This is a genomic window from Acinetobacter pullicarnis, from assembly GCF_006352475.1.
In the GTDB taxonomy this organism is placed as follows: domain Bacteria; phylum Pseudomonadota; class Gammaproteobacteria; order Pseudomonadales; family Moraxellaceae; genus Acinetobacter; species Acinetobacter pullicarnis.
The window spans coordinates 1-12,844 of record NZ_VCMZ01000001.1 but is presented as its reverse complement, the minus strand read 5'-3'; the positions used below and the strand labels follow the sequence as shown (position 1 = coordinate 12,844).

Below are 12,844 nucleotides of genomic sequence, written 5' to 3'. Positions count from 1 at the left end.
AGCTTCCTCCTTCTCCCTTGACCTAAACTTGTTTTTCTAAACCTTCATGCGGCAAATTACCAACTGGGCATTCCGCAACGCCAATATGTGTTCGGGTAATTTTCTCTACATTTTCTTGGGTTTTTTTCGCATCTAAAACCCAGTTTCGATAAAAATCGAATGGGCAATCGGCAATGCCTTTATCGCCATCACCATTATTAAATACACCGGTATACCCCCGATGCAGCAACTTAAATAAATGATTTTGCGCTTGATCGTATTGGCGTGCATCGCGAATTTCAGCCAAAGATAGCTGTGCATATTGAATGCCCATTTCTTCGGTACCGCACTCCCCCAAAGTCCGTCCATCAAAACCAACAATGGCTGAATGGCCAAAGTAGGTATACACCCCATCAAAGCCTGTTCCATTCGCAACCGCCACATAGACGTTATTGGCCCATGCCATGGTTTTCGACATTAAGACTTGCTGCTCGCATGCTGGATACATATAGCCTTGGCAACGAACGACTAGCTCTGCCCCCTTCATGGCACAATCACGCCAAATTTCAGGATAATTACCATCATCACAAATGATCAATGAAACTTTGAGGCCCTTAGGTCCTTCAGTCACATAGGTCGTATCACCAGGACACCAACCTTCAATGGGGCACCACGGAATCACCTTGCGGTATTTCTGCACAATTTCACCTTGGTTATTAATCAAAATCAGGGTGTTATAAGGTGCTTTATGTGGATGTTGTTCATGCTGTTCACCTGTGATGGAAAAGACTCCCCAGACATTGGCTTGTTGACAGGCCGCAGAGAAAATCGCAGTTTCATCCCCAGGAATCGTTGCAGCCGTTTCCATCATTTCATCATGGTCATACATAATCCCCATGGTGCTATATTCAGGAAAAATCACCAGATCCATCCCCGGTAACCCCTGCTTCATTCCCTTGAGCATCTCTGCAATTTTATGCGCATTTTCCAATACTTCAGCTTTGCTATGTAGTCGTGGAATTTTATAATTTACTACGGCTACACCCACAGTACTTGGGCTACTTGTAATATCACCATGTCGCATTTTTATTCTTCCTTTATCTCAATTTTTTAGTACAGTGCACTGTTACTTCGACCATTTTTAAGTCGTTCAGTTGGCTTAGACAATGTGCTTATATTTTAATTAAACTACACAATTGAGTTTTATAGAACCTTCCCACGTAGGAGTCAATATCATTAAATGAATGATGTAATCAGTTGATTGACGCAGCTTACAGAACAATATTTTTTAGGTGATCGGCTTGGCAAATCTTTATTCATTTTTATGGAAATTATTTTTTTAAATTTTAATTAAACAATGCACCTTATGTTCTCTCTTCATTCTCTTACAACAAATAAAACACTTTCAGTTACATCACATCAAGGCACCATGCAAAAAAAAGCCAATAAAAAATCCTCAACATCTGTGAGGATTTTTTCAGACTTCTTTCAGCTTACAATCTCTTATTTTTCTCATTTAAGGGAAAATCAGAAGGGTTTATAAAAGAAGTCTATTGTATTGATGAGCTTAAAATTTCAGGCAGGTCGCTTAAATTGAAAATGAAGAACCACAACCACAGGTTGTTGTTGCATTCGGATTATCAATAATAAAACGTGAACCTTCTAAACCCTCAATATAATCAACCTTAGAACCAACCAAATACTGGTAGCTTAATGGGTCAACCAACATGGTGACATCTTCATTTTCAAAGCGAGCATCGTCTTCATTGACACTTTCAGCGAAATTAAAGCCATAAGAAAATCCAGAGCATCCGCCACCTGTAACATAGACACGTAACATTAGATCTTGATTGCCTTCGCTCTCACGAAGTTGTCGCACTTTTTTTGCAGCATTATCTGTCATTTCAAGAACTGGAGCACTCATGATGGATCATTCCTCAAACTATTCGGATGGCAGTTCACTCAACACGATCGCGAGTTTTTAGCTATCTTTTAATATATACATAATCAACGCTGCCGAGTATAACACAGTCAATCCTGAGTCAGTGACTCAAGATTAGCATCTATACCGAACACTACAGCACTTATCGTTCTGATCTTGCAAATGACATTCATCATGAATTGCAGCTTACAGACGTGCTGATTATATCGTTATTTTCTCTTTTCCCCGATAAAAAGCCCAACAATATTGCTGGGCTCGTGCCTATAGATCAAAATCACTCACCACTTAGCGTACATTCAAAATTGGCTTTATCGACAGAACAACGGGCTTTTTTCAAGACTGACATCATACCTGCATCGTAGATGCCTTGTTTCGTCAGATCAATACGTGCATCACGCAACATCTTTTGATATTTCAATTTTTCTTCAGCACTAAAATTTAATTTGTATTTGACCGGTATGCCATTTTCCAAACGATTAATCATACTAAAGCTTTTAGGTAAATTTTTGACAAACCAATCACGCGACTTTTGACCAAAGCCTGCAGGAAACTTATCTGGATGAATCACCAGATCAGCCGTCACTTGTAATACTGGGAAATTAAACATGGCCCCATTGCTACCCAACCCCTTATAAATCTCTAACGGTTTATAGGCATAGGCTGGTGCCCCAACCATATCAACCTGACCATTATTAAATTTGGCCACAAAATTAGAGACATCGGATGGCACCGCTTGCCCCCCAGTACGCTGTACCATGGCTTTTTGTGCAGCATCATAACTCAGCACTGCGAATTTTTTTCCTGCAGCTTTTTCAATTGAGTTAATACTTTTATCACGTACAAAAATAAAAGCAGCACCAATCGGCGCGATTCCTGCGACTTCATATTGCTTACCCGCCAAATTGGTTTGCATTTTTGCAGCACTACGTTGATCTAAGGCAAAGGTAATCGCTTTCTGGGCAATTTCATTGTTCGGAATCCCGCCAAGAGAGTCGATCGAACCAACAAATTTATTATATTGACGGGCACGCATGGCGGTCATAAACACCCCATCACACTTACCTGCTTTAAAATCATTGTCAGCAACTGCTTCATCTTGACGCGGAATTAAATTAATCTCAGCCCCCCACCCTTTGGCGGCCAGTGCCCATTCTTTTGCCATCTGAAATGATTCACCCGATTTTCCAAGTAAATCAAAGATACATACATCTACTGCGGCTTGTGCCGTTGATGTAAATACAAGAAGAGAGGTTGAGATAAGTGATAATGCTATTTTTTTCATCAGATCGTCCTTTCGATTTTATTTTTCGTACGTTAATTATCGTCCTTGAACCTCATCTTAATCAGCTTCATTTAAAAAAAACATAGCACCCAGATCCTTGTTTTTTAAAAAATAATGTACTTCACATCCTTCACCTCAATTAACTTGATTCATCTCGCTTTTTTTTTGAGATTAACGATCAATGGAGGTCAAATTTATTGAATAAAAAATTAACCTGGTATGTCACCTAAAAAGCGAAATCAGCACTTAATACTCATTTTTAGCGTATACATCGATCACCAGCATACTTGCTTGTTCTTTATTACTGATGATCTCGCAATAATCTCGGCGCTTTTCAAGCTTTAAATACGGCCAAATAATATATTCAGCATAATACTTTGGCTCTCCAATCGATTATCCTTTAAACTATGCCGATTTCGCACATAAGTAGTTTAAGCACCAATGATTCAGTTAGAGCAACTTTCAATTCGTCGCGGTGGACGCGTGTTATTTCAAAACGCTTCTATGCAATTACATCCGGGATGGAAAATCGGTTTAACTGGCGTTAATGGTGCAGGTAAATCGACGCTATTCTCAGCCTTTTTAGGTGGTATGGAAGCAGATGGTGGCAGCCTAAGCCGTCCAAGCGTTTGGACCGTCGCGCATATGGCCCAAGAAATCAAAGCTTTAGATATGAAAGCCATTGATTTCGTCCTGTCTGGGGATGAAGAGTATTGGACCATTCAGAGCCAACTCGATCAGCCTGATTTATTAACAGATGATGAACTCGCACATCTTTATAGCCGCTTTGATGAAATCAATGGCTATTCAGCACCAGCAAAAGCATCTCAACTGATGGCCGGCTTGGGCTTTTTTGAGCACCAATCTCAGCTTGATGTTGCAAGTTTTTCTGGGGGTTGGCGTATGCGCTTAAATCTCGCCCGCACCCTCATGAGCCGTTCTGACTTGTTATTACTCGATGAGCCAACCAACCACTTAGATTTAGATGCCATTTTATGGTTAGAGGATTGGTTAAAAGCCTATCCTGGTACTTTGGTACTCATTTCACATGACCGCGATTTCCTCGATGCAATTACTGGTCATATTTTACATATAGAAAATCAAGAACTTACCCTGTATACTGGGAATTATTCAACCTTTGAAACCACGCGTGCTGAACGATTGTCTCAGCAACAACAAGCTTTTGAAAAACAAGAAGCAACCCGCGCGCACATCCAAAAATATATTGATCGCTTTAAAGCACAAGCCACTAAAGCACGTCAAGCACAAAGCCGTATTAAGCAGCTTGAGCGTATGCAGGAATTAGCACCAGCCCATGTAGATACGCCATTTACCTTCAGTTTCCGTGAACCAACCAAAATGAGTTCACCTTTACTGACATTAGAACAGGCAGACATTGGTTATACCAATAAACTCATTGTTACCAATGTCAATTTACAAATTACCCCGACCAGTCGTATTGGTTTACTAGGTATGAATGGTGCTGGTAAATCGACCTTAATTAAATCGTTGGTCGGTGACCTTCCTTTAATCCAAGGTCAGCGTTACGCTTCAGAATTACTCAATGTTGGTTACTTTGCGCAGCATCAAATGGATGCTTTAGATGGCAATGCCAGCCCAATGTTACAACTAGCGCGTATCGCAGATCAGAAAATCAGTGATGCAACCTTACGTTCATTCTTGGGTAGTTTCGGCTTTAGTGGCGAACGTATGGACACACCGAGTGAAAGTTTTTCTGGTGGTGAACGTGCGCGCTTGGCTTTGGCCCTCATCGTATGGCGTCGCCCAAATGTGCTCATCCTCGATGAGCCAACCAACCATCTTGATTTAGATATGCGTCATGCTTTAACCATGGCTTTACAAGATTTTGAAGGTGCTGTTGTACTGGTTTCGCATGAACGCCAATTGATTGCCAGCGTCTGCGATGAACTGATTTTAGTTCATGGCGGCCAAAGTGCTGAATTTGATGGTGATTTAAAAGATTATGCCGATTGGTTGCGTCAAGCACGTATTGAAATGATGAAAAAAGGCCCGCAGGCGCTGGCACCGGTACAATCTCAAGTTGAAGTCAAAGCAACGGTTTCAAAAGTCGATAAAGAAGCACAGCGTAAAGAAACAGCACGTCGCCGTGAGTTAAGTCGCCCTGTTCGAAAAAATATTGAGAAAATTGAAAGCAGTATTACCAAGACACAAACACAATTGGCTGAAATTGAAACCACCTTGGCCGATACTGGCTTGTATGAAGCGGCACGTAAAGATGATTTACTCAAGCTTATGACCCAACAAACGGCATTAAAAGCTTCACTTGAGCAATCAGAAGAGCAGATGTTGGAGCTGATGATGCAATTGGAAGAACTCGAAGGCTCATTTGAGTAATCGATTTAAACCCATGTAGAACACAAGCAAAAATAAAATGTTAAAGCACAATCCATGGATTGTGCTTTTTTTATTTCTGAATTTTATGACAAAGATAAAATATACAACACCCTACGTCTCGCCCATATCACTCATGAGTTTTTCTAAACAATAAAAATAGAGCCCGTGGAACATATTTATTAAATAAATACCTTAAAATTTAAGCACACAATATCTAAGTATACTTCTATATAGAATTAGCTTCGCTCAGCTTAAATTGATCACTTTAAATTTAAAAAAGTTATCCACACAATTAAAATAATCATTTATTTAAATTCAAAAACAAATAGCAAAATAAAGGCACCTAAAGTTATCCACAACGCATTTTAGCAGTATTTTATACCAATGATGGGCGTTAATATAAACAAATAGTGGCCATATGGGTTATTTTAAATTCAAATTTTTAGGTTAAATATTCAGCTTATTTTAATCTTTTATCGTATTTTAAAGTGCTATTTTTTACAAAACTTGAGCTCAACCACCCGCCAAGACTGATCAAAAACCCACAGTTCTTGTATTAAATTTTGCATATTCTCTGATTTTAAGCTTACCAAACAGCGATTATATTCTGGGTTAAACTCAAATTCTTCAGCTGTAATAATCGGTTTCTGTGGTTTCCAAACAGCATTTTTAATTGCATGTGCAATCTGCTCATAGCGGTTTAAACTATTTTCAGTCACACCTTTGGCTTCATAAATAATCTGTAATTGCTCATGCTCATACTGTCTAAATTGGGCAATATCACCACGATAATATGCATCTATCCACGCATCACGGATCTGCTCTAAACCATATGTATTTTGATTCATTTTTATCCGACTCCTGTTCAGTATTTAAACTAATTATCTCTGAGCAATAAGTCAAGTGCATAAAAAAGCACCCCGAAGGATGCTTAAATTTGTGAGCAAAAGTAATCTACCGTGAGATATACATCACTGTATAACGCTTATGCATCGACATCCGCATTTAGTGCATTCTCTTCAATAAAGGCACGACGTGGTTCCACATCATCCCCCATTAAACAAGAGAACATACGATCTGCTTCGATCATATCGTCAATGGTCACCTGCAACATATGACGGTTATCAGGATCCATTGTAGTTTCCCACAACTGATCAGCGTTCATCTCACCCAGACCTTTATAGCGCTGGATCATCATGCCGCGACGAGAGTCAGACAAAATGTGCTGCCATACTTGTGGGAAGTTCGTGACGTTGATCTTACGCTCGCCTTTCTGTAAATATGCGCCGTCTTCAAGCAAGCTGAACCAGCTTTTTGAATTTTGTAGTAAACGTTTATATTCGTTCGAAGCCAGTAGCGTTGAATCTAACAAATAATATTGCGGCAAGTTATGCACATAGACGGTCACTCGCGGCCAATAATGTGCAGTTTTTTCACCGTCTGTATGCTCTTTTTCGAAAGTTTCCAAGCTAATTTCAGGACGTAAACTTGGCTGTAAACGAGCAATTGCCTCAGTCAAAGCAGTCGCCCATTCCATGACATAAGTTTCATCTTGATTTTGATCTACTTTGAATGCATCTAATTCCAAAAGCCCGTCTAATAGGCTTGCAGGATAACGCAAACTTAAACGCTGAGTGCTTTTCTGAGCTGCTTGGTAGTCTGCAATAACTTGTGCCAAGGCTTCACCACGAATTGCAGGTGCCTCTGCACTAACGTGCAGCTCAAGCTCATCAATTGCATTTGAAATAAGATAAGTCTCTAAAGCATCATTATCTTTAAGATATTGCTCTTGCTTACCTTTTTTCAGTTTATACAGCGGTGGCTGGGCAATATAAATATGACCTCTTTCAACCAACTCAGGCATTTGTCTAAAGAAGAAAGTCAGCAATAAAGTACGAATATGTGAACCATCCACGTCCGCATCGGTCATGATGATGATTTTGTGATAACGCAATTTATCAGGATTATATTCTTCACGGCCAATACCGCAACCTAGTGCAGTAATAAGAGTACCAACTTCAGCAGATGAAATCATGCGATCAAAACGCGCACGTTCCACGTTTAGAATTTTACCTTTTAACGGTAAAATCGCCTGCATCTTACGATTACGCCCTTGTTTTGCAGAACCACCAGCAGAGTCACCCTCGACTAAGTAGAGTTCAGACAATGCCGGATCTTTTTCTTGGCAATCAGCCAATTTACCCGGTAAACCCGCAATATCGAGCGCACTTTTACGACGTGTCATTTCACGCGCCTTACGTGCAGCATCACGCGCACGTGCAGCATCCACGATTTTTCCTGCAATTGATTTGGCCGCTGCCGGATTCTCAAGCAAATACTCAGAGAATGCCTTGTTCATTGCCTGCTCAACCGCAGGTTTGACTTCACTTGAAACCAATTTTTCCTTGGTTTGTGAAGAGAATTTTGGATCTGGCACTTTAACTGAGATAATCGCAGTCAAACCTTCTCGTGAATCATCACCACTCACAGTGACTTTTTCTTTTTTAAGAATATTTTCACTTTCTAAATACTGGTTCAGACCACGTGTCAGCGCTGCACGGAAACCTGCTAAATGCGAACCACCATCTTTCTGCGGAATATTATTGGTAAAGCAACGCACATTTTCCTGATAGGTATCATTCCATTGCAATGCAACTTCGACCGTAATTCCACTGTCTGTATCGGTGGTAAAATGGAAAATATCATTTAAATGGGTCTTTCCTTCGTTCATATATTTAACGAACTCAGATAGACCGCCTTCATAGTCATAAACATATTCAAAATCAACACGTTCATCTTTAAGTACGATACGAACACCTGCGTTTAAGAAAGATAACTCTCTTAAGCGACGCGCCAATACTTCGATACTAAAAATCGTTTGGCTAAAAGTGTCTGTGCTTGGCCAAAAACGTACCATTGTTCCTGTTTTTTGCGTTTCACCAACCACTTTCAATGGGTATTGTGAATCACCATGACGGTATTCTTGTTGATGGGTAAAACCCGCACGGTGAATCGTCAACTCCAACTTGCTCGATAGTGCATTCACTACCGACACACCTACACCATGTAGACCACCAGAAACTTTATAGCTATTGTCATCAAATTTTCCGCCAGCATGTAAAATGGTTAAAATTACTTCTGCTGCAGAAATCCCTTCTTCAGGGTGAATATCGGTAGGAATACCACGCCCATTGTCCGAAACACTTACAGACTCGTCGGAATGAATGGTGACCTTAATTTCATCACAGTGTCCAGCCAATGCTTCATCAATCGCATTGTCGACAACCTCAAACACCATATGATGTAAGCCCGTTCCGTCATCCGTATCACCGATATACATGCCTGGACGCTTACGAACTGCATCTAAACCACGCAATACTTTGATACTAGAAGAATCATAAGCCTTATCATTGGTTTGTTCTGTTTGAGAAGCAACTTGATCTTCTGAACTCATGGTCTCTCCCTAATGAAACATCGGTTTATGCTAAAATGCCGAAATCTAAATTGATGCGACAGCAACACGGACTTGACCGTTATTAACATTGAATAATTGATAAGAAATGGATAAATCCTGAAAATGATTTTTCACCAATTCTTGGTCTAAAGTTGTCATAAAAACTTGGCTACCAAGTTGGCTTAATCGTACAATTAATCGTTGTTGTGCAATTAAATCTAATTCTGCAGTCACATCATCTAATAATACCACAGTTTCCTTATTACTGGCATGCAGCATTGCAATCTGAGAGAGTTTTAACGCCATTATTAACAGTTTCTTTTGACCACGTGACAGCACCACATCCGCATCACCCAACGCTGTTTTTAAGCGCAGATCAGCGCGATGAGGGCCATATTCAGTATAACGGCGATCAATATCTCGCTGATGATGCTGACTAAGTACCTGCATCAACCCATGTTCCACATGGAACCCTGGTTGATAGTCCAACTCAATTTCTAGATCAGGCAATAAAAGCCGAAGATCCTCAGCTAAATAGATCTTCCATTGCTCAATAATCTCGAGTCGCTGCGAATGTAAAATCTCACCATATTGGCTCAACATGATGTTCCATGGTTCCAAGCTTTGCAGGCTGATATTGCGCTGGGATTTTAATAAGCCATTTCTTTGTTTTAACGCACGCGAATAATATTGCCAGGTTTGATAAAATGCTGGCTCCACGTGGAACATCAGCCAATCTAGCATTTGTCTTCGGGGTTTAGCACCATGATCAATAATATCGGTACTTTGTGGATCTAGATGTTGCAAGGGTAGAATTTTAGCCAACTGCCCTTGCGTAGCGACAGTATCACCATTCACTTTAATGAGCTGTTCACCAGACAAATGCTTTTGCATACCAATCTTTTCACTGGCAGATTGTGCAAAAACCACCGCATCGGTTGCCTGATGTTGAATATAGTTTTTAGGAATATGGGTTCGAAATGAACGGCCAGTGGCTAACAAATGGATGGCTTCAAGTATCGAGGTCTTACCTGAACCATTTTGCCCATAAAAGATATTAAACGGCTGCAACTCACTGAGTGCAACCGTCTTGAGATTTCTTACACGTTGTATATTTAAACGCGTGATTTGCATAATCGACTAAATCGACCTAGACACGCATTGGCATCACAACATAGGTTTGATCTTGTTGTGATGGATCTTGAACCAATACAGATTGATTGGCTTCAGTCATGGTCATAGAAACATCATCACTATCTAATACACTCAAGACTTCGAGTAAGTATTGCGCATTAAATGACATTTCCATCGGAGTATTTTGATATTGAATCGCCAAATCCTCAATCGCTTCATCTTGCTCAGGGTTATTGGCACGCAATTGCAAAGAATCGGCATTAAAATGCAGGAATACACCACGTAATTTTTCATTACTTAAAATCGCAACACGTTGCAAAGACTGCTTAAATACATCATGTGCAATCATCACGTTTTTATCACCACCACGTGGAATCACACGACGATAATCAGGGAATTTACCATCAATGAGTTTTGTCGTGAAACGTACCGTAATATCGCCCTGCTCTTTGTCACGGCTTGGCGTGCTAATGGTGACATTTAACAACTCACGGCCAATCGATAGGGTGAGTTGATTGTCTTCAACACTCAACAAACGCTGTAATTCACCAACAGCTTTACGTGGAACAATGGCTTGAACAGCTTGCGTTGCTGTTGAGCTCGCACTGGTCTCACATAATGCTAAACGGTGTCCATCGGTCGTTACAGCGCGTAGTTTTGTTTCGTCAATTTCTAATAATGTACCGGTCAAATAAAAGCGAACATCTTGCACAGCCATCGCAAAAGCAGTCTTTTCAAACAAACGTTTAAGTTCACGTTCGGTTACTTGAATTTTGGTACCTTGACTATTGTCCGTAGTTAAAAGCGGATAGTCTTCTGCTGGTAATGTACCCAATACAAATCGGCTATTGCCTGTTTTTAAAATACAACGCTGATCTTCAGTAATTTGCAAATCAATTAACGCTGCGTTTGGCAGGGATTTACAGATATCCATCAACTTACGTGCTGGGACAGTTGTTTCACCCGCTTGAACACATGCACCTTCAGCCAAAGTGGTCATTGCAACCAACTCAACCTCAGAATCAGACCCCGTAATTCGAAGTTCCTGCGCATTGGCTTGAATTTTTACGTTTGAAAGAATGTTCAAAGTATGGCGACGTTCAACTGCCCCACCCACTAAGGATAAAACATTGAGTAAGCTCTCTTTAGCGATTTTCAAACGCACTTTTCAATTCCTCTAAAACGAATGCCGAATGGCAGATAAAATATTTTTTAGCAGTGTACTATGCGGCAGATTATACTGCATTGCAATACTAGATTCTTTCCAAAAATAGACGCGACTGAATTGCGCTTAGCTTTGTAATAAACGCATGAGATTTTTATAATCTTCATTAAAGATTGGATCTTCACCACATAAACTTTGCACTTTTTCACATGCATGCATCACCGTACTGTGGTCCCGTCCACCAAAGGCCATTCCAATTTCTGGAAAGCTATCTCCAGTTAATTCACGAGCCAAACCCATCGCCATTTGACGCGGTCGCGCATAAATACGGGTACGTTTCGGTCCAATAAGCTCTTTCAATGGCACACGGAAATATTCACTCACAACACGTTGAATATTTTCAGTGCTAATCGTACGTGCTCGAATTGCTAAAACATCTTTTAACGACTCTCGAACCACATCTAAATCAATAGCAGAGCCTTTAAAACGTGAAATCGCAACGACTTTGTTTAGTGCACCTTCAAGTTCACGCACGTTTGCAACGACTTGTTGTGCAATAAACAAAGCACAGTTACGCGGTAAATCAATGCCATTACTTTCTGCTTTTTTAAGCAAAATTTCGATTCGCGTTTCAATATCGGGTGGTTCTACCCCAACAGATAAACCCCATGAAAAACGTGAAACCAAGCGCGGATCTAATTCGGTTAATTCTTTAGGATAACGATCAGATGTTAAAATAATCTGTTTAGATTCATCAAGTAAAGCATTAAAAGTATAGAAAAATTCAACCAGGCTTGCTTCTTTACCAGCCAATAAATGAATATCATCGACCAACAATAAATCCAAAGAACGACAGTTTTTCTTAAATTCCTCGACTTTACCTTTTTGCAATGAGCTAACAAAATCCTGCACAAAACTTTCTGCAGTCATGTACATCACACGTGCATTTGGCTTCGCTTGTAATAAGGCATTTCCAACAGCTTGCATAAGATGGGTTTTACCCAATCCTGTTGGGCCATACAAAAATAAAGGATTGTGTTGAGGCTCACCCAATTGAGTTAACACTTTGCGGCAAGTTTCTGCTGCCATTTGGTTAGAACGACCTTCAACAAATAACGCAAAGCTAAATAAAGGATTTAATAAACGTTTTTTTGAATTTTTACTTGGTGTTGCCTCAGTTTCGCGCTTCGGTTTGGTTGCAGGGACAACCGTAGTCACCGTTTCCAAAGCAGAAGTTGTCGTTGCAGGTAATTCTGCAGCAGAGAGAATTGCACCTGGTCTGGAATCAACTAAGATTTCAACCTTACGAATTCTGCCTTCAGATAATTGCTCAGCCAAAATAGAGATCAACTCTAAATGGTGTTCTTGAATGTAGCGTGTCCAATACGGATTAGGTGCATAGAGCTTTAAAGTGTTTTCAACTTCCTCAGCAACTAAAGGACGAATCCACATTGCGTAGACATTATCCGAGAGCTCTTGTCGCAAGCGAGTTAAGCAGTCTGTCCAAAGCAT

Annotated in this window: 9 protein-coding genes; 1 reads left to right on the top strand and 8 read right to left on the bottom strand. The window is 40.3% G+C overall.

The window, feature by feature from the left end; all coding sequences use genetic code 11:
* Positions 1-22: 22 nt before the first annotated feature.
* The 3 genes from FD716_RS00045 to FD716_RS00035 all read right to left on the bottom strand — a co-directional run bounded on the left by FD716_RS00045 (position 23) and on the right by FD716_RS00035 (position 3,203).
* Entirely contained in the window at positions 23-1,063 is a 1,041-nt protein-coding gene (locus tag FD716_RS00045; RefSeq protein ID WP_139850394.1) for an aliphatic amidase, read from the bottom strand.
* 504 nt (positions 1,064-1,567) lie between these two features.
* Positions 1,568-1,903, bottom strand: a complete 336-nt coding sequence (gene erpA / locus FD716_RS00040) for an iron-sulfur cluster insertion protein ErpA (protein ID WP_139850393.1) — start codon at positions 1,901-1,903, stop codon at positions 1,568-1,570.
* A 292-nt stretch (positions 1,904-2,195) separates the two neighbouring features.
* A complete protein-coding gene (locus FD716_RS00035; RefSeq protein ID WP_139850392.1) occupies positions 2,196-3,203 on the bottom strand; it encodes a putative solute-binding protein in 1,008 nt (335 codons plus the stop codon).
* 441 nt (positions 3,204-3,644) lie between these two features.
* On the opposite strand from FD716_RS00035, the gene FD716_RS00030 reads away from it, so the two are divergent.
* Complete coding sequence (locus tag FD716_RS00030) at positions 3,645-5,579, top strand: ATP-binding cassette domain-containing protein (RefSeq protein ID WP_139850391.1); 1,935 nt, start codon at positions 3,645-3,647, stop codon at positions 5,577-5,579.
* 491 nt (positions 5,580-6,070) lie between these two features.
* Here FD716_RS00030 and FD716_RS00025 read toward each other — a convergent pair whose 3' ends face one another.
* The 5 genes from FD716_RS00025 to dnaA all read right to left on the bottom strand — a co-directional run.
* A complete protein-coding gene (locus FD716_RS00025; protein ID WP_139850390.1) occupies positions 6,071-6,427 on the bottom strand; it encodes a hypothetical protein in 357 nt (118 codons plus the stop codon).
* 137 nt (positions 6,428-6,564) lie between these two features.
* Positions 6,565-9,033 (bottom strand): DNA topoisomerase (ATP-hydrolyzing) subunit B, encoded by a 2,469-nt coding sequence (gyrB, locus tag FD716_RS00020; RefSeq protein WP_139850389.1) that lies wholly within the window; start codon positions 9,031-9,033, stop codon positions 6,565-6,567.
* A 45-nt stretch (positions 9,034-9,078) separates the two neighbouring features.
* The gene (gene recF / locus FD716_RS00015) at positions 9,079-10,167 is read right to left on the bottom strand and encodes a DNA replication/repair protein RecF (RefSeq protein ID WP_139850388.1); all 1,089 of its coding nucleotides are present in this window, start codon (positions 10,165-10,167) and stop codon (positions 9,079-9,081) included.
* A 16-nt stretch (positions 10,168-10,183) separates the two neighbouring features.
* Positions 10,184-11,332: a DNA polymerase III subunit beta gene (gene dnaN, locus FD716_RS00010; protein WP_139850387.1), complete on the bottom strand. Its 1,149-nt coding sequence runs from the start codon at positions 11,330-11,332 to the stop codon at positions 10,184-10,186.
* Between the two features lie 126 nt (positions 11,333-11,458).
* Positions 11,459-12,844: chromosomal replication initiator protein DnaA (gene dnaA, locus FD716_RS00005; RefSeq protein ID WP_139850386.1), on the bottom strand; the 1,386-nt coding region annotated here is incomplete at its 5' end.